At 66.6% G+C, this 24,115-nt stretch carries 21 protein-coding genes; 14 read left to right on the forward strand and 7 right to left on the reverse strand.

What is annotated here, in order from left to right; translation table 11 throughout:
* Positions 1-111: 111 nt before the first annotated feature.
* Positions 112-990: a thiamine pyrophosphate-dependent enzyme gene (locus tag A5624_RS10505; protein ID WP_197518943.1), complete on the forward strand. Its 879-nt coding sequence runs from the start codon at positions 112-114 to the stop codon at positions 988-990.
* On the opposite strand, the gene A5624_RS10510 is transcribed toward A5624_RS10505, so the two are convergent.
* A complete protein-coding gene (locus tag A5624_RS10510) occupies positions 983-1,636 on the reverse strand; it encodes a response regulator transcription factor (RefSeq protein ID WP_066865675.1) in 654 nt (217 codons plus the stop codon). The genes A5624_RS10505 and A5624_RS10510 overlap by 8 nt on opposite strands.
* Before the next feature lie 113 nt (positions 1,637-1,749).
* On the opposite strand from A5624_RS10510, the gene A5624_RS10515 reads away from it, so the two are divergent.
* Positions 1,750-2,970, forward strand: coding sequence for a sensor histidine kinase (locus A5624_RS10515; protein WP_156748976.1), 1,221 nt, complete (start codon positions 1,750-1,752; stop codon positions 2,968-2,970).
* A gap of 178 nt (positions 2,971-3,148) precedes the next feature.
* Here A5624_RS10515 and A5624_RS10520 read toward each other — a convergent pair whose 3' ends face one another.
* Together A5624_RS10520 and A5624_RS10525 are read right to left on the reverse strand one after the other, a co-directional pair.
* A complete protein-coding gene (locus tag A5624_RS10520; RefSeq protein ID WP_066865681.1) occupies positions 3,149-4,765 on the reverse strand; it encodes an FAD-dependent oxidoreductase in 1,617 nt (538 codons plus the stop codon).
* A gap of 26 nt (positions 4,766-4,791) precedes the next feature.
* Positions 4,792-5,469 (reverse strand): IclR family transcriptional regulator, encoded by a 678-nt coding sequence (locus tag A5624_RS10525; RefSeq protein WP_066865690.1) that lies wholly within the window; start codon positions 5,467-5,469, stop codon positions 4,792-4,794.
* Between the two features lie 126 nt (positions 5,470-5,595).
* On the opposite strand from A5624_RS10525, the gene A5624_RS10530 reads away from it, so the two are divergent.
* The 8 genes from A5624_RS10530 to A5624_RS10565 are packed head-to-tail and all read left to right on the forward strand — an operon-like array spanning position 5,596 to position 14,731.
* Complete coding sequence (locus A5624_RS10530) at positions 5,596-6,459, forward strand: alpha/beta fold hydrolase (RefSeq protein WP_066865693.1); 864 nt, start codon at positions 5,596-5,598, stop codon at positions 6,457-6,459.
* The gene (locus A5624_RS10535) at positions 6,459-8,183 is read left to right on the forward strand and encodes a bifunctional 3-(3-hydroxy-phenyl)propionate/3-hydroxycinnamic acid hydroxylase (RefSeq protein ID WP_066865697.1); all 1,725 of its coding nucleotides are present in this window, start codon (positions 6,459-6,461) and stop codon (positions 8,181-8,183) included. Before A5624_RS10530 ends, A5624_RS10535 begins: the two co-directional genes overlap by 1 nt.
* A complete protein-coding gene (locus tag A5624_RS10540) occupies positions 8,131-9,048 on the forward strand; it encodes a 3-carboxyethylcatechol 2,3-dioxygenase (protein WP_066865700.1) in 918 nt (305 codons plus the stop codon). The genes A5624_RS10535 and A5624_RS10540 overlap by 53 nt, the downstream gene beginning before the upstream one ends.
* Positions 9,045-10,784, forward strand: coding sequence for an FAD-binding protein (locus A5624_RS10545; protein ID WP_066865703.1), 1,740 nt, complete (start codon positions 9,045-9,047; stop codon positions 10,782-10,784). Before A5624_RS10540 ends, A5624_RS10545 begins: the two co-directional genes overlap by 4 nt.
* A 2-nt stretch (positions 10,785-10,786) precedes the next feature.
* A complete protein-coding gene (locus A5624_RS10550) occupies positions 10,787-12,088 on the forward strand; it encodes an LLM class flavin-dependent oxidoreductase (RefSeq protein ID WP_066865706.1) in 1,302 nt (433 codons plus the stop codon).
* A 23-nt stretch (positions 12,089-12,111) separates the two neighbouring features.
* The gene (locus A5624_RS10555) at positions 12,112-12,939 is read left to right on the forward strand and encodes a coniferyl-alcohol dehydrogenase (protein ID WP_066865709.1); all 828 of its coding nucleotides are present in this window, start codon (positions 12,112-12,114) and stop codon (positions 12,937-12,939) included.
* The gene (locus A5624_RS10560) at positions 12,927-13,916 is read left to right on the forward strand and encodes a cyclase family protein (RefSeq protein ID WP_066865712.1); all 990 of its coding nucleotides are present in this window, start codon (positions 12,927-12,929) and stop codon (positions 13,914-13,916) included. Before A5624_RS10555 ends, A5624_RS10560 begins: the two co-directional genes overlap by 13 nt.
* On the forward strand, positions 13,916-14,731 hold the full coding sequence (locus A5624_RS10565) for an alpha/beta fold hydrolase (RefSeq protein WP_066865716.1): 816 nt from the start codon (positions 13,916-13,918) through the stop codon (positions 14,729-14,731). Before A5624_RS10560 ends, A5624_RS10565 begins: the two co-directional genes overlap by 1 nt.
* A gap of 3 nt (positions 14,732-14,734) precedes the next feature.
* On the opposite strand, the gene A5624_RS10570 is transcribed toward A5624_RS10565, so the two are convergent.
* From A5624_RS10570 to A5624_RS10585, 4 genes are all read right to left on the reverse strand, one after another.
* Positions 14,735-16,351, reverse strand: coding sequence for a multicopper oxidase family protein (locus A5624_RS10570; protein WP_066865867.1), 1,617 nt, complete (start codon positions 16,349-16,351; stop codon positions 14,735-14,737).
* 182 nt (positions 16,352-16,533) lie between these two features.
* Positions 16,534-17,256, reverse strand: a complete 723-nt coding sequence (locus A5624_RS10575; RefSeq protein ID WP_066865718.1) for an SDR family NAD(P)-dependent oxidoreductase — start codon at positions 17,254-17,256, stop codon at positions 16,534-16,536.
* A gap of 22 nt (positions 17,257-17,278) precedes the next feature.
* Positions 17,279-18,046: an SDR family oxidoreductase gene (locus A5624_RS10580; protein WP_066865870.1), complete on the reverse strand. Its 768-nt coding sequence runs from the start codon at positions 18,044-18,046 to the stop codon at positions 17,279-17,281.
* 96 nt (positions 18,047-18,142) lie between these two features.
* Positions 18,143-20,956 (reverse strand): AAA family ATPase, encoded by a 2,814-nt coding sequence (locus A5624_RS10585; protein WP_369827469.1) that lies wholly within the window; start codon positions 20,954-20,956, stop codon positions 18,143-18,145.
* A gap of 135 nt (positions 20,957-21,091) precedes the next feature.
* On the opposite strand from A5624_RS10585, the gene A5624_RS10590 reads away from it, so the two are divergent.
* The 4 genes from A5624_RS10590 to A5624_RS10605 all read left to right on the forward strand — a co-directional run bounded on the left by A5624_RS10590 (position 21,092) and on the right by A5624_RS10605 (position 24,112).
* On the forward strand, positions 21,092-21,898 hold the full coding sequence (locus A5624_RS10590; protein ID WP_066865724.1) for an SDR family NAD(P)-dependent oxidoreductase: 807 nt from the start codon (positions 21,092-21,094) through the stop codon (positions 21,896-21,898).
* Positions 21,899-21,990: 92 nt separating this feature from the next.
* Positions 21,991-22,656, forward strand: coding sequence for a TetR family transcriptional regulator (locus tag A5624_RS10595; protein ID WP_066865727.1), 666 nt, complete (start codon positions 21,991-21,993; stop codon positions 22,654-22,656).
* A gap of 11 nt (positions 22,657-22,667) precedes the next feature.
* Positions 22,668-22,862, forward strand: coding sequence for a ferredoxin (locus A5624_RS10600; RefSeq protein ID WP_066865873.1), 195 nt, complete (start codon positions 22,668-22,670; stop codon positions 22,860-22,862).
* A 5-nt stretch (positions 22,863-22,867) separates the two neighbouring features.
* Entirely contained in the window at positions 22,868-24,112 is a 1,245-nt protein-coding gene (locus A5624_RS10605; protein ID WP_066865877.1) for a cytochrome P450, read from the forward strand.
* Positions 24,113-24,115 lie beyond the last annotated feature (3 nt).

The following is a 24,115-nucleotide window of genomic DNA, read 5'->3' on the forward strand; positions in this document are numbered from 1 at the left end:
TCGGCGGAGGTGCCACCCCGCGCAATCGCCCTACGTTGAGGTCGTGTTCGACGCGGCGGCCACCTCGGCCAGCGAGTTAGGAGATCCGGCATGACGCACACCCCCCAGCCTTTGGCAGCGCTCGACCGTGATGACCACCTGGAGCTGTATCGGCGAATGTGGGTACTGCGACTGCTCGACATGGCGTTGGAGGAGCTCGAAATCGACGGCCTGATCGACGACGCCACGCGAACCGAATTCGGCCAGGAGGCGGTGGCGATCGGCGCGGTTGCGGCTCTGCGGCCCGGCGATCTCGTCAACGCCACCACCCAGCAATTCCGGCACGCCCAGCAGGTCGGCCTGGCCCTTCCCCTAGGCCCCGCCATCGCCGACATGATCGGCCCGCGGCGCCGTGTCGGCGCCGGGGTCGCCGACTGGAAACGGTCGATGGCCAACGAAAGCGCTCTGGGGCAATCGACTATGTTCGCGCTGGGTGACGCCAACACGCAGCGCCTGACCGGCGAGGGCAACGTCAGTTTGTGTGCCGTCGGAGGCCGCGACACCCACTCCGTCGAGTTCACCACGGCCGCAAAGATTGCCGTGCAATGGCGGCTGCCGGTGGTGTTCGTCGTGGAAAATATCCGCGGTGGAACGAACGCGCGCCGGCGCGCCTACGAATTCGACGCGATGCCCATGCTGTCGGTCGACGGCAGGGACGTTGTGGCGGTGGCCGACTCGGTCGCCGAAGCGGTGCACCGCGCGAGCGCCGGTGACGGCCCCGCCCTGGTCGAGGCGATCACCTATCAGACGAACCACCCCATTGCCGTGGATCCGTTGGTCTTCGCACGCCGCCAGCTGATCGCGGCCGGCGGCAGCGGCGATCACCTCTGCGAGGTGGAACGCGGGGCACGCCACCTGATCGCCGAGGCCATAGCGTCGGCCAAAGCAGTGGTGCGGGCGCGGCAGATCGCGTCCACGCCCAAGCCGAATCCCTGGTCGGCCGCTAGCTGAGCAGACCTTGCCGCATTGCCTCGGCGACGGCGGCCGCGCGATCGCCGACGCCGAGCTTCTCGTAGAGGCGTTGCACGTGCGTTTTGACCGTCGACGGGGCCACGAAGAGCTCACCGGCGATCGCGGGGATGCTTTGACCGCGGGCGATCCGGTTGAGCACCTCACGCTCGCGCGCACTGAGCACGGGTGCCGACGGCTCCGCACGCTGCCGGATCTCCGCGGCAAGACCACCGACGAGCGCCGGTGCCACCACGTCGCGGCCCTGCGCGCAGTCGAGCACGGCCTTGACGATCTCGCTGCGCGTCGAGTCCTTGAGCACGAACCCGGCGGCGCCCTGTTGCAACGCCTGGTACACGATCGCCGACTCGTCGTGCGCGGAGATCAGCAGCACCCGGGTGGGCAACCCCTGCGTCCGCACCGCCGCCGCCACCTGGGCGCCGTCCAAGCCGGGCATCCGGTAGTCGAGCAACGCGACGTCGGGCACGTGCGACTTGATCAATTCCAATGCGGCAGAACCGTCTTCCGCCTCACCGACGACGTTCACCGAACCACTCGACGACAGGGCCCGCACCACGCCCTCGCGAAAAAGTGGGTGATCATCGCCGACGACCACGCGCACCTTTTCCGGGCTAGCCGCGCCGACCATGGCGACGAGTGTAGCGGTTTGCGGAGCAGCGACGTTCGCGATCTCCGGACGGCCCGATGAGTCAATTTCCCGTTTGCTTCGGGGTGACGGACGCGGATGAGTACGGTGATCGGGTGGTGGTAGCCGGTGACGCAGAGCTGGAGCGGGTGCGCACGGTTCACCAGTTGCGCTCGTACCGCATCGGCTCGGTGCTGCGCATCGGAGTGGTCGGCCTCATGGTCGCGGCCATGATCATCGGCACCAGCCGATCGGAGTGGCCGCAGGAAAGCGTCCTGATCGTCCTGTACACACTCGTCGCGCTCTGTGCATTCGGGCTGGCCTTCGCCCCTTTCCGACGCTGGATCGGGATGGGCCGACTGGTCGCGATCGGCCGGCTGGAGCCGTTTGCGTTCACCGTCATCGACATCGTCGCGCTGACGGTGTTTCAGCTGTTGTCCACCAACGGGATCTACCCGCTGCTGATCATGGCCATGCTGCCCGTCCTGTTGGGGCTGGACGTCTCCTCGCGCCGGGCGGCGGTGGTGCTGATCTTCTCCATGCTCGGGTTCGCCATTGCCGTACTACAGGATCCGGTGATGTCGAGCGGGGACAGGTTGGCCGAGGCGGGGTTTCGGTTCCTGCTCTATGCATTCCTTTGTTGCGCGGCCTTTCTGGTGGTGCGCATCGAGGAGCGCCACACCCGCTCGGTGGCCGGATTGAGCGCGCTGCGGGAGGAGTTGCTGGCCCAGACGATGAACGCCTCGGACGAGGCGGCGCGCCGGATCTCGGAATTCATTCACGACGGACCGCTGCAAGACATCCTGGCGGTGCGCCAGGAGCTCGTCGAACTGGACGGGGCGTTCGAGGGCGACGAGCGGGTCGGCCGGGCGCTGGGCGGCTTGCAGCTGGCCTCGGAACGGCTGCGGCAGGCCACTTTCGAGCTGCATCCGGCGGTGCTCGAGCAGGTCGGGCTGGGGGCCGCCGTGCAGCAGCTCGCCGAGTTCACCGCGCAGCGTTGCGGCATCGACATCAGCACAGAGATCGAATACTCGGGGCGCCGCGACATCGACGCCGTCGTGTTCGGGGTGGCGCGCGAGTTGCTGTCCAACGTGGTCCAGCACGCTCGGGCCCGGCAGGCGACGGTCATGCTCGGGGTCACCGACCGGACCTGTGTCTTGCATGTGGTCGACGACGGTGTGGGGTTGCGCCAGGAGACGGTGGCGCGGCGGCTGGGCGAGGGGCACATCGGGCTGGCATCGCATCGAGCTCGGGTGGAAGCCGCCGGGGGAGCCTTGATGTTTCTCGATGCCCCGGTGGGAACCCATGTCTGCGTCGAAGTGCCGTTGAGGAATTGACCGCTCCGCGCACTCGTGAACGGCACGCATTAGGTGAATTCCATCCGCGCTAGCACCGGCGCTATCACGAACGAAAGTCACCTACTGGTTCGGCGGAGGTTCACCACGGAGCGCCATCACCGTGCCACATGCTGAACGGTTTGCGCCACCGCGCTCGGCGGCGCCCATCGACAAACCCCTATTTCAGGTCGACCGACTTCCCGGTGGCGGCCGCATGGCCCGCACGGTAGCCGAAAACCATTGCCGGGCCCAGTGTTCCGCCGGCGCCGCCGTAGGCCCGTCCGGTCACGCCGCCCATCGCGTTGCCCGCGGCGAAAAGACCCGGTATCGGCTCGCCGCCGACGTGCAGGACGCGGGCGTCGTGATCGGTGCGGGGGCCGCCCTTGGTGCCCATTGCGCCGATGCTCACCGGCACCGCGTAGAAGGGCGCGGTGTCGATGGGGCCCAAGGTCTTACCGGCCGGGGTGGTCGCGCTGTCGTCACCCCAGTAGCCGTCGTACGCGCTCGAGCCGCGACCGAAGTCGGGGTCCGCGCCGGCGGCTACGTGACGGTTCCAGCTCTCGACGGTGTGGGCCAGACCGTCGGCGTCGATACCGGTCTTGGCGGCCAACTCGGCGAGGTCTGCCGACTCGCAGAACCAGTCGGGGACGGGCTGCCCCGGCTCGATACCGAGAAATCCATAGCGCTGCAGGTGAATCGAATCGAACACCATCCATCCGCGGTCGTTGACGTAGCCGCCGCGAGGGTCCAGGTAATGAAAGGCGCCGGCCATCGAGTTGTAATCGCAGGCCTCGTTGACGAAGCGGCGGCCGGCCGAGTTGACGATGATGCTGCGCGGCCGCGTCCTTTCCAGTCGCACGCTGCGGCTGCGGGGCTTGCCCTCGATGGTGTCGCCCGGGATTTGCACGATCGGTACCCACCACGCTTCGCACATGTTGGCCAGGTCGGCCCCCTGCTCCATCGCCATGCGCAAGCCGTCACCGGTGTTGTTGGGCGGCGAGACCGCCCCGTGCATGGGGCCGCGCAGAAAGGCTTGTGTCAGAGCGGGATCCCACTCGAAGCCGCCGGTGCCCAGGATGACGCCATGCCGGGCGCGAACACTGATCGTCCCGTCCGGCAGGGCCACGCGCACTCCGGTGACCTCTCCGTCCTCGGCGATGAGACCTTCGGCGCGGGCATTGGTGTGTGGGGTCACCCCCGCATCCAGCAGGCCCTTGAGCAGTCCCGCGATCAGCGCGGTGCCGGCCACGCACAGATGGCTGGTTCGTTCGTCGATCGCCGCGTGCAGGCGCGCCCTGGTCTCGGCATCGAAACCGACGTTGGACCAGTCGGCCGGGAAAGACGTGATGCGAGTTGCCCATTCGCCCAACTGAGCCAGGTCGAAGGGGGCGGCGCTCAGCGACCTGCCACCGGCCGGTTGTCCGCCCGGTAACTCGGGACGATAGTCGGGAAAGCCGGTGGCGATCTCGAACTGAAGACCGCTGTGCGCCTCGATGAAGTCGAGCATCGCCGGCCCGGTGCGAACGAACGTTTCCACCAGCTCGTCGTCCATCGAACCGAGCGACTGCGCGCGCAGATATCGCAACGCGTCAGCCGGGGTCAATTCGCCGTCCGGAGAACGGTTGTGGGCGGGGATCCACACTATGCCACCTGACACGGCCGTGGTCCCGCCGACGGTCGAGGCCTTTTCGTAAACCTCCACCGAGGCACCCGCCACGGCTGCGGTCAGCGCGGCCGTAAGGCCGGCACCACCACTGCCGAGCACGACGACATCGGCTTCGTGGTCCCATGACATGGACTGCTATCCCTTCAGCTCAGTGGCTAGCTCAGGAGCTCCGACAACTGCTTGGCGGCTTTCACGACCGCGTCCTTCCCGCGCATCACCACGTCTTCTCGGTGTGAGATGAGGTTGATGCACGTCGGTGGCGAGGGCACCGGGCGGCGCACCCCGACGGCCAGGCCGTAGGTGTTCGGTTCGATCTCGCCGTAGGTCGTCACCCAACCACGTTCGCGCGCACGGGAAACCAGCTCCCGTTCGCCCGGACGCGGAGGCATGCACGCGAGCAAGGCGATCCCGGCCGCGCCGCGGTCCAGCGGATATCGGCTGCCTTCGTGAAACGAGAGCTGGTAGGCGACGTGGCTGGGCACGATCACCGCGATCGCCACCTGCTGGTCGCCTTCGGCGATGAGCAGCGACACGGTCGTGCCGAGCTCGTCGGCCAGCGCGCGCAGCGTCGGCAGACTCACCTGGCGCACATTGCGGTCGAAGGAAGCGCCGAGCACGGCCAGGCCCGCCGCCGGACGGTAGCGCCCGTCCTCTCCCTTGGCCACCAGCCGGAACTCGGCCAACGTCGTGAGCAGTCGGTAGGCGATGGTGCGGTGCACCCCGACCTGGTCGGCGAGCTGCTGCACCGTCAACCCGCTGGGCGAGTCCGCCACCATCTGCAGCGCGGTCAGGCCCCTGGCCAGGGTCTGCGAGCCGGTACCGGAGCCCGTCACAGCCTTGACAGACCTTCCCGTGAGAGCGAAGCTCTATATATAACGCACATTAGTGTGCGATATTAGCACATTAGGTAAGCCGAACACGAGAACGAGATTTCCCCGATCTGGAGGCCGGACAGCACCGTGGCGGAGTTCGAGAGCATCTGGAGCGATCTGCAGGGCGTCGCGTTTGAGCAGGGCTACCTCGACGCCGGAGGAGTGCGGACGCGCTACCTGCGAGCCGGTGATCCCGGGAAGCCGGTGTTGGTCTTGTTGCACGGATCCGGCGGACATGCCGAGGCCTATGTGCGCAACCTGGCTGCGCACGCCGAGCATTTCTGGACCTGGTCGATCGACATGCTCGGCCACGGGTACACCGACAAGCCGGGCCACCCACTGGAAGTCGCCCACTACGTCGAGCACCTGATGGCCGTGCTGCGCACCATCGGTGTCGACCGTGCCTACCTCAGCGGCGAATCGCTCGGCGGCTGGGTGGCCGCACGCGCGGCCATCGACCACCCGGATGTGGTTGAGCGGCTTGTGCTTAACACCGCCGGTGGCTCCCAGGCCGATCCCGTGGTGATGCAACGGATCATCACGCTGTCCATGGCGGCCGCCGAGGACCCGACCTGGGAAACGGTGCAGGCGCGCATCAAATGGCTGATGGCCGACAAGTCCAAGGGCTACGACGACCTGGTCGCCAGCCGCCAGCGCGTGTATCGCCAACCGGGGTTCGTCTCGGCGATGAGCGACATCATGGCGCTGCAGGATCCCGAAATCCGGGCGCGCAACATCCTCGGCCCGGACGAATACGGCTCGATCGTCGCCCCGACGCTGGTGCTGTGGACCAGTGACGATCCGACCGCCGACGTCACGGAGGGGCGTCGCATGGCGTCGATGATCCCGGGCGCCCGCTTCGAGGTGATGCCCGGTTGTGGCCACTGGCCGCAGTACGAGGACGCCAAGACTTTCAATCGCCTGCATCTCGATTTCCTGCTGGGCCGGTGATGGTCGCACCAAAGCGGGAGGTGGGTGACATCGAAACCGATGTCCTGGTCGTCGGCGCGGGCCCGGTCGGGTTGACCCTCGCCAACATCCTTGGCCTGCAAGGTATCCGAACCATGGTGGTCGACGAGCGGGACACCCTCATCGACTATCCGCGCGGCGTCGGACTGGACGACGAGGCGTTGCGGACCTTCCAGTCGATCGGACTCGCCGACCGGGTGCTGCCGCACACGGTGCCCAATCAGATCTTGCGCTTCGTCGACGCCAAGCGTCGCGTGCTCGCCGAAATGGCCCCGCCGGACGCACGTTTCGGTTGGCCGAAACGAAATGGCTTCGTGCAACCCCTCGTCGACGCCGAATTGTTGGCCGGCTTGGACCGATTCGAGCACGTCCAGGTGCGCTGGGGACGCCCGATGACCGCATGCCAGGAAAGCGCCGACGGGGTGACCGTCGAACTCGGCGGCGGTGGTGACAACGACGGCGACACCGCACGCCTGCGGGCCCGTTACGTGGTCGGGTGCGACGGCGGCCGCAGCATGACCCGCCGGGTGATGGGGGTGTCGTTCGACGGGACGACGTCATCGACGCGCTGGCTGGTGGTCGACATCGCCAACGACCCGCTTGGCCACCCGAACAGCGAGGTCGGCGCCGACCCCGAACGCCCGTACGCCTCGATCTCGATCGCCCACGGAATTCGCCGCTTCGAGTTCATGATTCACGCCGACGAGACCGACGAACAGGCCGAAGATCCGGCGTTCCTGACCAAGATGCTGGCCCGGATGGTGCCTCACCCCGACCGGGTCGACGTCATCCGGCGCCGCGTGTATACCCACCACTCGCGGATCGCCGGCGCGTTCCGGCGGGGCCGGCTGCTGCTGGCCGGCGACGCCGCCCACCTGATGCCGGTGTGGCAGGGGCAGGGTTACAACAGCGGGATCCGGGACGCGGCAAACCTCGGTTGGAAGCTCGCCGCGGTGGTGAGCGGGCGGGCCGACGACAAGCTGTTGGACACCTACGACGTGGAACGCCGCAAGCACGCCCGCGCCATGATCGACCTGTCGACCATGGTGGGGCGGGTGATCTCGCCCACCAACCGCCGGGTGGCGAACGCGCGAGATCTCCTGATCCGGTCGGCGTCAATCGTGCCGTCGCTCAAGCGATATGTGCTGGAGATGCGGTTCAAGCCGATGCCGCGTTATGAGCACGGAGCCGTGGTGCACGCTGCGCCGGGACGTGCCGATTCGCCGGTGGGAACGCTGTTCATCCAGCCGCGCGTCGACACCCGAGATCGGCAGGACGTGTTGCTCGACGATGTGCTTGGTTCTTGGTTCGCCGTGTTGTGCTGGAACAACAACCCCCGCAAAATCCTCGGCGACGTCGCGTTCGCGAACTGGAAAGCGTTGGGCGCGCGCTTCTTCGCGCTCCGACCGGCGACCCAGCTGCACTGGGCGGGGCACGACGACCCCGATGTCGTCGTGGTGGGTGATCGGCATGGCGGCCTAAAGTCCTGGTTCGACACGCACTCGGAGTCGGTGCTGTTCCTGCGCCCCGACCGGTGCGTCGCGGGCGCCTGCATCGCTCAGCGCGCGCCGGACCTGAGCGCCGCGCTTATCGATGCGCTCACACTCACGCCGCGAGGGGGTGAATTGCAAAATGGCACTGGCTCTGTGCTGTATGTCGCACAGCCCTCTCCTGAATCTTCCGGGGCCGTCGCGGGACCTGCTTGATGATATCGAGGGCGCAATCGCGCAAGCCCGGCGATTCGTCGAAGACTACGACCCCGAACTGGTCGTCAGTTTTTCCCCGGATCACTACAACGGCTTCTTCTACAAGGTGATGCCGCCCTTCTGCATCGGCACCAGCGCCCGCGGAGTGGGGGACTACGGCACCCACGCCGGCCCGCTCAACGTGCCGGAAACCCTCGCGGCCGACTGCGCGAAGGCGGTCCTCGACGCTGGCGTCGACGTCGCGGTATCGGCCAGCATGGACGTCGACCACGGGACGGTCCAGCCGCTGGAGAAGCTGTTCGGCGACGCCACCTCGCGTCCGGTGATACCGATCTTCGTCAATGCGATCGGGGTACCGCTGGGCCCGATGCACCGTTGCCGCGCCCTGGGTACCTCCGTCGGCAATTACCTTGCCACCCTGGACAAGCGCGTCCTGATTCTGGGATCCGGCGGGCTGTCGCACAGCCCGCCGGTGCCGAGCTTGGCGACCGCGCCCGCACCGGTGCTGGAGCGGATCGTGCACGGCCAGCCGATGACGTCCGAGCAGCGCCAGGCCCGGCAAGCCGCCGTCATCGACGCGGCCAAGAGCTTCGCCGCCGGTGACAGTGAGCTGCAGGCACTCAACCCGGCGTGGGACCACCGCTTCCTGGAGATCATCGACGGGGGATGGCTGAGCGAACTGGATGGATGGTCGAATTCGTTCGTCGCTCACGAGGGCGGCAGCTCCGCACAGGAGATCCGCACGTGGGTAGCGGCATTCGCGGCGCTGGAAGCGGTGGGGCCCTACGAAACCACCGGGCGCTACTACAAACCAGCGCCCGAACTGATCGCCGGGTTCGCCATCAGAACGGCACTTCCGAAATGACGGCGGCCTCGGACGATTTCGATCACGTCGTCGATGTACTCATCGTCGGATCCGGCGGTGGCGGTATGACGGCCGCACTGACGGCCCAGGCGGCCGGCCTCGACGCGTTGGTGATCGAGAAGTCCTCGCACTTCGGCGGTTCCACCGCTCTGTCCGGCGGCGGCATCTGGGTCCCCGGTGCCCCCGCGCAGCGGCGGGAGGGCTATGTGCCCTCGCCCGAGGGCGTCGTGGAATACCTCAAACGGATCACCGACGGCCTGGTCAGCGAGGCACGGTTACGGCAGTACGTCGAGACGGCACCACAGATGCTGCAGTTCTTGGAGCAACTGTCCGGATGGTTCGAATTCGTCTGGAAGCCCGGCTATGCCGACTACTATCCCGAGTTGCCCGGGGGCTCCGAACTGGGCAGCACCATCAACGTGCCGCCAATCGACCTGCGGAAGTTGGGTGCCGACGAGCAGAAGCTGCTGCAGCCGCTGGCGCTGGCACCGAAGGGAATCTGGCTGGGCCCCAAGGAATTGCGCACATTCTACCGCATCAGGCAGTCATGGGCAGGCAAGGGTGTGCTGCTCAAATTGATTTCGCGGATGGTCCGGGCCCGGGTGTTCGGCGAGCGGATGGCCGCCATCGGTCAGTCGCTCGCGGCCCGGCTCCGGCTGGCGCTGCGGGAACGCGGCATCCCGCTGTGGCTGGAGTCGCCGATGGTGCGACTGCTCACCGATTCCGAGGGGGCGGTCACCGGAGCGGTGGTGGAACGCGAGGGCGACACACAGCGCGTCGGCGCACGTATGGGCGTCATCCTGGCGTCGGGGGGATTCGACCACGATCTGGCCTGGCGCAAAGAACTTCTGCCCGAGGTGGACCAGGACTGGAGCTTCGGCAATCCCGCGGCGATGGGCGACGGTATCCGCGCCGGCCAACAGATCGGCGCCGCAACGGATTTGCTGGACGAAGCCTGGTGGTTCCCGGCGATCCAGTGGCCGGACGGCCGGATGCAGTTCATGCTCAACGAGCGGATGATGCCGGCCCAGTTCATCGTCAACGGTGCGGGCAAGCGCTTCATCAACGAGGCGGCTCCCTACATGGACTTCGGCCACGCCATGATCGAGGGCCAGAGGTCCGGCATCACCCACATCCCCTGCTGGCTGATCACCGACCACAGATCGTTCAATCGCTACGTCGTCGGTGGACACCTGCCCATACCGAAAATTCCGGGGGCGCCGGTGCCCACCGGCCGCAAAATCCCATCGGCCTGGCTGGAATCCGGTGTGGTCAAGGCGGCCATGTCATGGGACGAGATGGCGGCCAAGATCGGCGTGCCCGCAAGCCAGCTGACCGAAACTGCCCGCCGCTTCAACGAACTCGCCCGCAAGGGACACGACGACGATTTCAACCGCGGCGACAGCGTGTACGACAACTACTACGGCGACCACACCCTGCCCAACCCGAACCTGTACCCCCTCGGCGATCCGCCGTACTACGCCTTCCGGATCGTGCTCGGCGACCTGGGCACCTCGGGCGGTCTCCTGACCGACGAGCACGCCCGCGTGCTGCGGACCGATGGCACGGTGGTGCCCGGCCTCTACGCAGTGGGTAACACCTCCGCACCGGTGATGGGCCGCAGTTACGCCGGTGCCGGGGCGACCATCGGCCCTGCCATGACCTTCGGCTACGTCGCAGCGAAACACGTTGCGGCACAGGCAGCCAACCGAGCCGCTAATACTCATAGGAGGTAACGATGAAAATTTCGCTGTTTTACGAATTCGCCCTGCCGCGGCCCTGGGCGCCCGACGACGAACACGTCCTGCTGCAGGACTGTCTCAACGAGGTCGAGGCCGCCGACAAGGCGGGCTTTTCCACCGTGTGGCTGACCGAGCATCACTTCCTCGAGGAGTACTGCCACTCGACGGCCCCGGAGATCTTCCTGGCCGCGGCCAGCCAGCGGACCAAGAACATCCGGCTGGGGTTCGGCATCATGCACCTGCCGCCGGTGGTCAATCACCCGGCGCGGGTGGCCGAGCGCATCGCCACGCTCGACCTGCTGTCCAACGGCCGCGTCGAATTCGGCACCGGGGAATCGTCGTCGGTCGGTGAGCTCGGCGGATTCAACATCGACCCCGCCGACAAGCGGGCGCAGTGGGAAGAGGCCCTCGAGGTCTCGATCCGCTGCATGATCGAAGAACCGTTCACCGGGTTCAACGGCGAGCATGTCCAGATGCCGGCACGCAACGTCATCCCCAAGCCGCTGCAAAAGCCGCACCCGCCGGTGTGGGTCGCCTGCACGCGGCCGGCCAGCGTGCAGATGGCGGCGCAAAAGGCCATCGGCGCTTTGAGTTTCGCCTACACGGGTCCCGGTCCGCTGACCGAGCGGGTGAACGGCTACTACAAGGAGTTCGAGGAGAACGGCGTCCCGGTCACCCCCCGCATCAACCCGAACATCCTGGCCATCGGCGGCGACCTGTCGATGATGGTCGCCAAGACCGATGAGCAGGCCCTGCAGCGGCTCGGACAGGGCGGCGGATTCTTCTCGTTCGGAATCATGCACTACTACATGACGGGGGTGCACACGCCGGGGCGCACCGGGGTGTGGCAGCGCTATCTCGAAGAGGTGGAAAAGGATCCGACGCTGGCGTACGGCCCCGGCCGGGGTGCGATCGGATCGCCGGCCACGGTGCGCGAGTTCCTCCGCGGCTACGAAGAAAGCGGCGTCGACGAGATCATCCTGCTGCTCAACCCGCGCAGCCACGAGGGCACCATGGAATCCATCGAGCTGATGGGCTCCGAGGTGCTTCCCGAGTTCATCGAGCGCGACGCGAAGGCCGTGGCGGAAAAGGCGAAGCGGCTGGAGCCCGTCATCGAGAAGGTGGAGTCGCGTCGCCCGGAATCGACCGCACCGCAATTCGACGAGGATTACTCGTTTGGTGGGCTCCCGACTGGCCGCGGCGGTAAGTTCACCGCCAGTGAGATCCCCGAAGCCATGGCGGAGATCAACGAAGGCCGCGTGCAGGCGGCGCAGCGCGCGAAGGAACAGCAGAAGTAAACCGGAGAATTTCGAGGCGAGCCTTGGGAGCAATCGACGAGCTGTGGCGCTACGACGGTCGCCGTGCGGTGGTCACCGGATGTGCCTCCGGCATCGGCGAACACGTGGTGCGGCAGCTCAGCGAGCTCGGGGCCGAAGTCATCGGCCTGGACAAGCGACGGCCGGACTTCGCGATCGACGGGTTCCACGAGGTCGACCTGGCTGATCGGACATCGATCGAGTCGGCGGTAGCCGACGTGACCGGTCCGGTCGACGCGTTGTTCAACGTCGCCGGCGTGTCGTCCGGGATCGGCGACCCGCTGCTGGTGGTGACCGTCAACTTCCTGGGGATGCGCCATCTCACCGAGGCGCTGATACCGAAGATGTCCGCGGGGTCGTCCATCGTGAGCGTGTCATCGCTCGCGGCGGCCGCCTATCGGGAGCACCTGCGGGAGGTGGCGCCGCTGCTGCATACGGCGACGATGCAGGCGGGCATCGACTGGTGCCGTGAGCATCCCGACGTGCTGGGTACCGGCTATCAGTTGTCCAAGGAAGCGATCATCCTGTACACCATGCGCAGCGCCACGCCACTGGGCGCGCGGGGAATCCGCATCAACTGCACGGGTCCCGGCGTGACCGAGACGCCGATCCTGGACCAGCTGCGCACCGCCTACGGGCAGGGCTTTCTCGACGACATCCCCAAGCCGCTGGGTCGCGTTTCCGAGCCCGCCGAGCAGGCCTCGGTTCTGCTCTTCCTGAATAGCGATGCCGCCAGCTATATTTCGGGCCAGGTGTTGTGGGTTGACGGCGGAAACGTGGGCGCCGCGATCGCTGGCGAACTCGAGGAAGGACGTGCTCCGTGGCCAGTGTGACCGACTTTCGCCGGGCCGCTCGCGATGTCAGTAACTGGGGCCGCTGGGGCGATGACGACGAGCTCGGCACGCTGAACTTCATCACCTCCGAAAAGATCGCCCAGGCAGCGGGTTTGGTCCGCCACGGCAAGGTTTTTCCGCTCGGGGTGGACTTCGGGTCGTCGGGGCCGCAGGGCGCCTTCGGTTTTCGGCACAATCCCATTCACGTGATGACGGTGGATGGTGGTGACGCCAGCACGCTCGCTCACTACGGCCCGAATTGGGATCGCAACCCCACGGCGGCGCAGATGGGTCCGTACTTCGTCGACAACCTGTTCAGGTTCAACGACGACATGATCATCATGCCGCTGCAGGCGGCCACCCAGTGGGACGCGTTGTCGCACGTCTACTACGACGACAAGCTCTACAACGGGATTCCGGCGGGGTCGGTGACCAGCCTCGGGGCCCGCCACCTCGGCATCGAGAAGGTTGACGGCAAAGGCATCACCTCGCGCGGTGTCCTGCTGGATGTGGTGCGCCATCGCGGCGCTGAGGTCTTCCTGGAGCATGGAAAACCCATCACTCCAGCCGAATTGGACGATGTCGTCCGCTCCCAGGGCGTGACGATCGGGCGCGGTGACATCCTGCTCATTCGCACCGGCTGGTGGACGAGGTTCCTGCAGACGGGCAACAAGACCGAACCGTATTCCGGCCTGGACTGGCAGTGCGCCCAGTGGCTGCACGATCACGAGATCGCCGCGGTCGCGTCCGACAATCTCCAGGTCGAAGACCCGGTGTCCGGGGTTGACGGCGTGTTCTTGCCGTTCCACCTGTTGACGCTGCGCGACATGGGCCTGATGCTCGGCGAGTATTGGGACTTCACGGCACTGGCCGCCGACTGCGCCGCCGACGGTGTGTACGAGTTTCAACTCATCGCACCGCCCCTGAGATTCGTTGGGGCAGTGGGCTCGCCGGTGAACCCGATCGCGATCAAGTGATGCAGCGCCAAACGCTGTCGGTCGATGGGCTGACCACCAGCTATCTGGAAGCCGGCGACGGCGACCCGGTGGTACTGCTGCACGGTGGTGAGTTCGGCGCCGGCGCCGAACTGGGGTGGGAACGCAACTTCGCCGCGCTGTCGGCACGGTATCGGGTCTTGGCGCCCGACCAGTTGGGATTCGGGCAATCCGCGAAGGTCATCGATTTCGTCGACGGCCGCGGCATGCGGATCCGGCATGTGGCACGGTTTTGCGAGTTGCTCGGGGTCGACTCGGCGCACTTCGTCGGCAATTCGATGGGCGCCATCAATCTGCTCACCGATGCCACGTCGGAGACCCCGCTGCTGCCGGTTCGCAGCTTGGTGATCATCTGCGGCGGCGGAGAAATCCAGCAGAACCGGCATTTCGAGGCGCTGCAGAACTATGACGCCACGCTGCCGGCGATGCGCCGCATCGTGGAGGCGTTGTTCTTCGACCCCGGCTATCCCGATGACGACGACTACGTACGGCGTCGTTACGAGTCGAGCACCGCGCCCGGGGCGTGGGAAGCCATCGCCGCGGCCAGGTTTCGCCGCCCGGGAGCCACGCCGTCGGCGACGCCATCGAGCGCTCGCGCCTACGAACGCATCGGCGTGCCCACATTGGTCGTCGAAGGGGGAGGCGACAAACTCCTTCCGGCCGGTTGGGCCGCCGAGATCGCCAAGCAGGTCGACGGCGCCCGCTCGGTGGTGGTCGAGGAGGCCGGACACTGCCCCCAGATCGAGCAGGCCTCGGTGGTAAACCAGATGCTGCTGGGTTTCCTGGGCGCGGTCTGAACGTCAGAAGACGTAGTCCAGGCGGGTCATCATTCCCGCCACTTGGTGATAGGTGTTGTGGCAGTGCATCACCCAGGTGCCGGGATTGTCGGCGACGAGCACGGCGGCGAGCTTCTGCTTGGGCAGCACCATGATGGTGTCTTTGCGGGCGCCCGGGCTCCCGTCCGCCTTGATCACCTGGAATGTGTGCCCGTGCAGGTGGATCGGGTGATACATCATCGTGGTGTTGTCGAACGTGATGGTCGGCCGTTGCCCCTGGTGCACGTGCAGCGGATTCGTCTTGCCGTAGGGCTGCCCGTTGATCGTCCAGTTGTATTGCGTCATGTTGCCGCCCAGGACCACGGGCAGGTTGAGCCGGGGGTCCGGGCGGCCAAGGTTGACCGGCGTTGTCGCGGTGAACATCTCGACGGTGCCCACCCGCTTGGTGAGTTCGGCGGGTTGAAACTGCGGGTCGGGTGCGCTGCCGGCCCCGGTGGAAAGCACTGCGCGGGCCAGGCCGTTCTTGCCTTCGGCGACCGCGACTAATGGGAAGACACCGTCCGCGGCGGTCACGGTGACGTCGTAGCGTTCGGCCATGCCGATCAGCAGGGCGTCGACCTGCGCGGGCACCACGGGGTAGCCGTCGGTGTGAGTCACCGTCATCGCGTGACCGGCCAGTGCCGCCCGGAAGGTGGTGTCGGAGGCGGTGTTGATGAAGCGAATGCGGATGCGCTGGCCTGGTTTGGCATTAAAGGTCATGGGCGAGGCGGGAATTCGCCCGTTGGCCAGATAGTACGGGTAGGCGATGTCTCCGGCGTCGCCGCCAAGGAGGTCGCTGGTGCCGACGCCCGCCGCCGGAGGCGGGGGCGCGGCGCTCGTCGAGGCTGTCGGGCTGGTCGACGTCGTCTCCGACGCCGATGAACTTGTCTCCGTCGTCGTGGTCGTCGTGGTCGTCGGCGTCGTCGTTTCGGGCGCGTTCTGCGGAGGCTTGTTCGGGTTACTCAGTTCGCTGTAGAGCTGCTGGGGACTCTTTCCGGCGCCGTCGGTCCAATCGTCGAGGACGACGATCCACTCGGCGTCGTAGTTGCCCTCGGTCGGGTCGTCGACGATGACCGGCAGATACAGACCGGTGTCCTCGTCGAGGCCGGTATGCGGATGTGCCCAGTAGGTCCCGGAATTCGGCACCGAGAACCGGTAGGTGAAATCCTGGCCGGCCGCGATGTTGGGGGTCGCCGGCTCGGCGCCGTCCATGTCGTTGCGTAGGGCGATGCCGTGCCAATGCACCGATGTCGGATGGTCGAGTCGGTTGGACACCGTCACCTCGACCTCGTCGCCGATGCTGGCGCGGATCACCGGGCCGGGGATGCCGTTGCCGAAGGCCAGCGTGCGGACGATCGGTCCACCCAGGTCGACCTGGACCTGTTGGGCCGTCAGCTTGGCGGTGACGGTGCGGCCGCTATGCGGTCGGGCTGCCTCGGTTTCGGCGATGGCCGCCGACATCCGGGCACTGCCCGACGGCTCGGGCTTGGTTTGACTGCACGCCGTCAGCGCCAACCCGCCGGCGATGCCGGCGGCCATGAAACCGCGCCTGGTGAGCCGAGTTCTGTCGAAGGGCGCGCCGCTGGTCGGTTGCACGGGCAATTGGTGCTCCTCGTCTTTGGTTCGCCCCAACGTTCTCGTGCTTGGATGCTAGGCGGAGCGCAACAGCCAGCGCTAGACCTTTCGCTTATCGGGCGGGTGCGCGGGCATGCTCGAACAACGCTGCGGCGGCTTGCCCCCATGTGAGAGTGACCCCGCGCGAACGCTTCTGGGCCGAAAGGACCTCACACAGCCACACCGCCCCCATCGACATGCAGGGTCGAACCGGTGACAAAGCTGGACCGCGGAGAACTCAGGAAGAGCACCGCCTCGGCGATCTCGGACGGGAAGGCGGTGCGGCCCAACGGCAGCGCCCGCCCCAGGTCCTCGTTGACTTCCCCCCATTCCGCGGCCACGCCGGGCGTGCGGGTGGGCCCGGGCGCGACGCTGTTCACCCGCACCCCGGCCGCTCCGAATTCGGCGGCCCAGGTGCGGGTGAGCGATTCCAGCGCGGCTTTGGAAGCGCTGTAGCCCGAGGCGCCGGGAATTCCCTTGAATGCGGCCATGGTGGTGATGTTGACGATGCTGCCACGGCCGCGCTTCAGCATCCCCGGGATCAGGCCGGCTACTAGGAAGTACGCACCGCGAACGTTGGTGTCGAACAACGTCTCGAAAGACGCCGCATTCTGTTCGACCGTCAACGCCGACGGAAAAGTGCCGGCGTTGTTGACGATGATGTCGACCTCACCGCACTGTTGCACAAGCGAATTCACCGACTCGAGATCGGCCATGTCGGTCTGGATAAACCGCGCGTTCGGGCCAATCAGCGCCACCGCTTGCGCACCTCTGACCGGATTGCGACCCGTGACAATCACGGTGGCGCCCTCGCTTGCGAGCAGTCGCGCGGATTCCATTCCGATGCCCGCCGTCCCGCCGGTGATGACGGCGGTGTGGTCCATCAGCTCCATCGGACTCACCTGTAAAAACCTCTTACTTGGCGCCGCTGGGTGTCTGGGAAGCCATCCAGGCGCTGAAGGTGGTGGGGTAGACGACCACATCTTCACCATCGATGGGAACGATGCTGCGTTCGTCGAGCACCGCACCGTAGTAGCGGGCACCGGTATCGGTAACCACCTGGCGCGCATCACCCGTTACCGCAAACCTTGCCCGGATGAAGTCGTCCATGCCTTGCTTTTCGGGGCCGGCGATGTTGATCACCCCGTTGATTGGATCGGCGGTCGCCGCACGGGTAACGGCCGTCGCGACATCCGCCGAAGCAATGGGCTGAAACGCCCCGTGCGGCGCGCGGACCGTGTCACCGTCGGCCAATGAATCCGCAATGCCGTCAACGAATTCGAAGAACTGAGTCGCCCGCACGATTGAGTACGGAGATCCCGATTCCGTGATCACCTTTTCCTGGGCTATCTTGGCCCGCATGTAGCCGCTTTCGGCGGCCCGGTCGGCGCCCACGATCGATAAGGCGACGTGATTGCGCACCCCGGCGGCCCGCTCCGCCGTCAGCAGGTTGCGGGTGGAGGTGGTGAAGAAGTTCAGGACATCATCGTCGGCCCAGGACGGCGAGTTGGAGACGTCCACCACCGTGTCGACACCGGTGACGGCATCGGCAACACCCTCCCCGGTTACGGTGTTGACGCCGGTGCTCGGTGATGCCGGGACTGCTTGGTGTCCCTGGTCGGTCAGCATGGCGACGACCTGTGATCCGATCAGCCCGCTGCCACCGATTACCAAAATCTTCATGATCATGCCTTTCAAGTCTCCCGATGCACTGGCCCTTTCAGCATGATTCAGGCGAGGGCAAGTCGGAACCCTGGAAAGTCCGTAGTTATGCCGAACTCAGGGGGCCAAGTCCTTGGCCAAACCTCGCAGTTGGCGGCGCGAGGTGAGGCCAAGCTTGGCGAACACTTTCCGCAGGTGCCATTCGACGGTGTGCGAGCTGATGAACAACTGCGCGGCGATCTCGGGGTTCGTCAGCCCCTCTCCGGCCAGCCGGGCGATCTGCGCCTCCTGTGCCGTGAGCTCACCGCCGGATGCTGCGCCTGCTTTGGCCGACCGCTTGCTCACCTTCTCGCCGGTGGCCAGCAGCTCGCGACGGGTCCGTTCGGCGAACGCCTCGGCTCCCATCCGGGCGAACATTTCGTGGGCGGTACCCAACTGGGCGCGCGCGTCGATCCGGCGGTTGCAGCGGCGGAGCCATTCCCCATAGGACAGGTGTGCCCGCGCTAGCTGAACCACGATGCGGGTTCGCGCAAGCCGCTCGATTGCGTCCCGGTAGAAGACCTCCGCTTCACGGTCGGTAGTCAGCAGCGCCCGTGATCGCGCGTAAACTCCGGCTGCCCAATCTGTTTGGGCCCCCAGCGCCCGGGCTTCGAGTTGACGCAGCGCGTCATGGGCGGCGTCTTTGGCGCCGCTTCTCGCGGCAGCTTCGATGAGTTCCACGAGGCACTGGCCGAACAGACCTAAATCCTCGTGTTCGCATGCCTGGCGCGCGGCGGCGAAGGCATCGTCGTAGCGGCTCAGACCGTTGTAGAGGACAGCGCTGGAATACCCGGTCAACGCCACTATTCGGCCTTCGCCCCTGGCGATCCCGTCTGTTGCCGCTCGGTCGATCAGATTGGTCGCGACGTTCTCATTGCCCCGCCAAGCGGCCAGCAGCACCGAGTGATATTTGACCGGGGCATAACCCGTAGCAGCCGAGATGGCGTCGGCCTCCTCGACAAGTTGGGATGCCGTTGCGAATTCGCCGGCCTGGACGTGTACACCGGCGCGATAGACCAGGGCGTTCGGTAACACGGCGAGTGCGCCCGCCGCACGCGCCAGGCGTACCGCGTGGGTGGCCAGCCGATGCCATACGTCGTCGTCCCAGAGTTCGTGGGCGGCAGATTCCTGGACGATGGGAAAGGCTCGCCAGAACCAATGCATGACGTCATCGGCGCGCTCGGCGGCAGCTTCGATGAGGCGCAGCGCTTCGCGCATCGCTGCCAGACTCGGGACGAGTCCAGCCGTCGCCCGCAGCGCGACGCCATCAAGAAGGAGATCGACTGGCCGTGCCGGCTGCGGCCCGGGCGGTGCCGCGCGGGCCGCCTCGGCGGTCGACGCAATACCGCCATGCGGGCACAGCCGGCCGCCGAACATCGCCGCCCCCACGGCGTCTAGGTACGTTTCGCGGGATTGCGCGTCGTCCAGTGTTTCCAGCCGGCGTGCGGCGTCGAGCAGGCGTACGGCCGCATCGGAGACCATCGGTGCATCGGCATCACCGCTACGGCTGCGGGAGAAAACGATCTGCGCGCGCAGTCGGGTGACGCGGGCCTGCTTCAGCTTGTCCAGTGGCGCGGCCTCGGCGATGGCGAGCAGCTCGTCCGCGGCGTCGAAGGCCGCCACGTCACGCTTGGCCTGGGCGGCCGCGAGTGCCCGTGCCCCTCTGCGGGCCGAATCCGAGGTCAGTTGGGTGGCCCGTTCCAGGAACGCGGCAGCCGCGGCCACTCCGCCTCGGGCCTGGGCGCGGTCGGCGGAGCTCTCGAGTGCGGCGGCGATGGATTCGTCCGGACCCGGAGCCGCAATGGCCAAATGCCACGCGCGCCGGTCCGGATCGCTTCGTGGGTCGGTCACCTCAGCTAGCGCCCGATGTACGCGTCGGCGATTCATCAGATCCGCCGTGCGGTACGCCGCTGACCTCACCAGAGGATGACGGAATCGCACCCTGGTGCCCACGTCGATCAATCCGGCCGCTTCCGCTCTGGCCGCCGCGTCAAGTGGAAGCCCTAAATGCTCTGTGGCGCGCGACAATAGCGCCGCATCGCCCACCGGCTCTGCGGCCGCAATGATCAATAGCTGCTGGGTCTCGTCCGGCAGTGACCGGATCCGCCGGACGAATGTCTGCTCGATCTGTCCCGCCAGTGGTTGCACGTCCGGGCGCTGGAAGCCGCCGGCCAGCTGCGCGGCGGTCAGACCCCTGGGCAACTCCAACAGCGCCAACGGATTTCCCCGGGTCTCCGCCACGAAGCGCTCGCGCACCTCGTCGTCCAGTCGGCCCGGGATCACCGAATCCAGCAATGCGCGGGCGTCGGCGGGATTGAGGCCGCGGACCGCCAACCCGGGCAAGCCGTCCCAATCATCGGCATCGATGGCGGCCGAGGCGTCTCGCACCGCGAACACCATCGCCACGGGCTCGGCGATCAGTCGCCGGGCGACAAACGTCAACGTCTGGGCCGAGATTCGGTCGATCCACTGCGCGTCATCGATGAGGCACAGCAAGGGCTGGGCCTGGGTCGCTGCATCGATCAGACTGAGCACGGCCAGCCCGACGAGGAAGCGATCCGGCGCAGGTCCGGCGCTCCGGCCGAATGCGATCTCCAGTGCACCGCGCTGCGGAGGCGGCAGTTGATCGATGCGATCCAGCACTGGCACGCACAGTTGCTGTAAAGCGGCAAACGGGAGTTCCATCTCGGACTCCACCCCGGAGACCCTAGCCACGCGGAAGCCCGGGGCACGCTCGGAAACGAAATCCAGCAGCGCCGTCTTGCCAATGCCTGCCTCGCCCCGCAGCACCAGAACCTGACTCTTGCCCGAGCGGGCGCCCGACACCAGCCGGTCGAGGGCAGCACATTCCGCGCGCCGACCACGCAAAGGTTGTGCCTGTTGATCTTTCACCCACACCGCCGCTGGAAAGTGATTTGCCGTTCGACTTTACCGAGCGCACCTGCCTATGGCGTCGAGCACCGACCGCGGCCCGTGTCTTAAATCAATTGCTTGACTTAACGCGGCAGGCGCCGATTAACTCGTCGTGTGGTCAACGAATTGGACGGCAAGGTCGCCATCGTCACCGGCGGCGCTTCGGGCATCGGTCGCGGACTCGTGGAGCGGTTCGTGGTCGAGGGCGCGCGAGTCGTCATCGCCGATGTCGAGACCGACCGCGGCGAGGCGTTGGCCGCATCGCTCGGCGGCGCGGCCGCCTTCCGGAAGACCGACGTCTCCGATCCCGAACAGGTGGGGGCGCTGGTATCCGATGCCGTCGAGAAGTTCGGCGGTCTGCACGTCATGGTGAACAACGCCGGGATCTCCAGCCCGCTGCGGAAATTGCTCGACGACGACCTCGCCGATTTTCACCGGGTGATGGGGGTCAACGTGCTCGGCGTGATGGCGGGTACTCGAGATGCCGCGCGGCACATGGCCGAACACGAGGGCGGATCCATCATCAACATCACCTCGATCGGCGGCATCCAGGCCGGCGGCGGTGTGATGATCTACCGCGCGTCCAAGGCGGCCGTCATTCAGTTCACCAAGGCCGCGGCAATCGAGTTGGCAATTCACGAGATTCGGGTCAACGCCATCGCACCCGGCAACATACCCACGCCGATCCTGGGCAAGTCGGGTGCCGGCATGGACCCCGAACAGCTGCGGCAGTTCGAGGCGCGAATTCGCGAGACGATGCGGGAGGACCGGCCGCTGAAGCGCGAGGGCACGCCCGACGACGTGGCCGAGGCGGCGCTGTATTTCGCCACCGACCGCTCGCGCTATGTCACCGGGACGGTGCTTCCGGTCGACGGTGGGACCGTGGCGGGCAAGCCGATCCGGTCCAAGCGACACAGCTGACACCGCCGGAAGGCCCCGAGCGCGATGATGGACGGTCCAAAAATTTAAATCAATCGCTTGACTTAAAGTGCCGTACGGGGTTGACTGATCCAATGACCACCGCCGGCCGGACCGTTCGCACCGATCGGGCCAGTTCCACCCAAGAGGCGATTCTCGTGGCGGCCGAGCGCCTGTACGCCGAGCACGGCATGTTCGCCGTGTCCAACCGGCAGGTCAGCGAGGCCGCCGGCCAGGGCAACAACGCCGCCGTCGGCTATCACTTCGGCACCAAGGCCGACCTGGTGCGGGCCATCGAGCACAAGCACCGCGGGCCCGTCGAGCAACTGCGCGAACAGATGGTGACCGAGCTGCTAGACACGGGCGGTTCGACCGACATGCGCAACTGGGTGGCCTGTTTGGTGCGCCCGCTCACCGATCACCTGGAGGAGCTCGGAAATCCGACCTGGTATGCGCGCTTTGCCGCCCAGGCGATGACCGACCCCGCCTACTACAACATCATCGTCAAGGGCGCGCTCAGCTCCCCGTCGCTGGTCCAGGTCGTCGAGGGCATCAACCGCTGCCTGCCCGAACTGCCGGCCGAGGTGCACTTCGAACGCAACATCATGGCCCGAAACTTGTTGATGCACACCTGCGCCGATCGTGAACGCGCGCTCGCCGCAGGAGCGGTGACGTCCCATCGTTCATGGCGTGCCGCGGCGTCCGGACTCATCGACGCGATCGTGGGCCTGTGGCTGGCGCCCGTGACGGCGTACGAGTGAAGGGCGTGCGAATGAAAGTGACTGTCGACCAAGACCTTTGCGCTTCATCAGGGAACTGCGTGATGAACGCGCCCGAAGTGTTCGACCAGCGCGACGACGACGGCGTCGTGCTGCTGCTCAATCCCAATCCCACGCCCGAGCAGGCCGAGGGCGCGCGCCGGGCGGCGGCGGCCTGCCCCGCGCTTGCCATCCACATCGAGGAATGAAAACGATGTCCGACACCCTGACGAGCACCGCGGCGGAGCACGCGTCCGAAATTCCGGACTACCCGATGGCCAGGGAGCCGCGCTGCCCCTTCGCGCCACCGCCGGATGTCATGGCGCTGGCCGAAGCCCGACCGCTGTCCCGGGTCCGGATCTGGGACGGCAGCACACCGTGGCTCATCACCGGCTACGAGCAAGTGCGCGAGCTGTTTTCGGATTCGCGGGTCAGCGTCGACGACCGGCAGCCCGGCTTCCCGCACTGGAACGAAGGCATGCTGTCCACGGTGCACAAGCGGCCGCGATCGGTCTTCACCGCCGACGGCGAGGAGCACACCCGATTCCGGCGGATGCTGTCCAAGCCGTTCACCTTCAAGCGTGTCGAAGGTCTGCGCCCGTCCATCCAGCGCATCACCGACGAGCACATCGATGCGATACTCGCCGGGCCGCAGCCCGCCGACATCGTCACCGCATTGGCGCTCCCGGTGCCCTCGCTGGTGATCAGCCAGCTGCTGGGCGTCCCCTACGAAGACGCCGACATGTTCCAGCATCACGCCAACGTCGGCCTCGCGCGCTACGCCACCGGTGAAGACACCGTCAAAGGCGCCATGAGCCTGAACAAATACCTCGCCCAGCTGGTCGAGGCCAAGATGGAGAACCCGGCCGAGGACGCCGTGTCCGACCTCGCCGAGCGGGTCAAGGCCGGCGAACTCAGCGTCAAGGAGGCCGCCCAGTTGGGCACCGGCCTGCTGATCGCCGGGCACGAGACCACCTCCAACATGATCGGTCTCGGCGTGCTCGCCCTGCTGGAAAACCCCGACCAGTTGGCCGTTATCCGCGACGCTGAAGATCCGAAGGTCATCGCCAGCGCGGTCGAGGAACTGCTGCGCTACCTGAGCATCATTCAAAACGGCCAGCGCCGCGTCGCGCTCGAAGACATCCACATCGCCGGCGAAACCATCCGCGCCGGTGAGGGCATCATCATCGATCTCGCCCCGGCCAATTGGGATCCGGACGCGTTCGCGGAGCCGGACCGGCTCTACCTGCATCGCTCCGGCGCAGATCGCAACGTCGCATTCGGCTATGGCCGGCATCAATGCGTCGGGCAGCAGCTGGCCCGCGCCGAGCTGCAGATCGTGTTCCACACGCTGGTGCGGCGCATTCCCACACTGCGACTTGCCATTCCGATCGAGGAGGTTCCGTTCAAGGACGACCGACTCGCCTACGGCGTCTACGAACTGCCGGTGACCTGGTAGCCA

It is taken from the genome of Mycobacterium sp. 1482292.6 (assembly GCF_001672995.1).
In the GTDB taxonomy this organism is placed as follows: Bacteria; Actinomycetota; Actinomycetes; order Mycobacteriales; family Mycobacteriaceae; genus Mycobacterium; species Mycobacterium europaeum_A.

What these genes read in the sequence shown, in the direction of transcription:
- A5624_RS10510 (WP_066865675.1), bottom strand. Translation starts at nt 1,636, where the DNA reads ATGGTCGGCGCGGCTAGCCCGGAAAAGGTGCGCGTGGTCGTCGGCGAT.
- A5624_RS10520 (WP_066865681.1), bottom strand. Translation starts at nt 4,765, where the DNA reads ATGTCATGGGACCACGAAGCCGATGTCGTCGTGCTCGGCAGTGGTGGT.
- A5624_RS10535 (WP_066865697.1), top strand. Translation starts at nt 6,459, where the DNA reads ATGGTCGCACCAAAGCGGGAGGTGGGTGACATCGAAACCGATGTCCTG.
- A5624_RS10540 (WP_066865700.1), top strand. Translation starts at nt 8,131, where the DNA reads ATGTCGCACAGCCCTCTCCTGAATCTTCCGGGGCCGTCGCGGGACCTG.
- A5624_RS10545 (WP_066865703.1), top strand. Translation starts at nt 9,045, where the DNA reads ATGACGGCGGCCTCGGACGATTTCGATCACGTCGTCGATGTACTCATC.
- A5624_RS10550 (WP_066865706.1), top strand. Translation starts at nt 10,787, where the DNA reads ATGAAAATTTCGCTGTTTTACGAATTCGCCCTGCCGCGGCCCTGGGCG.
- A5624_RS10565 (WP_066865716.1), top strand. Translation starts at nt 13,916, where the DNA reads ATGCAGCGCCAAACGCTGTCGGTCGATGGGCTGACCACCAGCTATCTG.
- A5624_RS10575 (WP_066865718.1), bottom strand. Translation starts at nt 17,256, where the DNA reads ATGGAGCTGATGGACCACACCGCCGTCATCACCGGCGGGACGGCGGGC.
- A5624_RS10580 (WP_066865870.1), bottom strand. Translation starts at nt 18,046, where the DNA reads ATGAAGATTTTGGTAATCGGTGGCAGCGGGCTGATCGGATCACAGGTC.
- A5624_RS10595 (WP_066865727.1), top strand. Translation starts at nt 21,991, where the DNA reads ATGACCACCGCCGGCCGGACCGTTCGCACCGATCGGGCCAGTTCCACC.
- A5624_RS10600 (WP_066865873.1), top strand. Translation starts at nt 22,668, where the DNA reads ATGAAAGTGACTGTCGACCAAGACCTTTGCGCTTCATCAGGGAACTGC.
- A5624_RS10605 (WP_066865877.1), top strand. Translation starts at nt 22,868, where the DNA reads ATGTCCGACACCCTGACGAGCACCGCGGCGGAGCACGCGTCCGAAATT.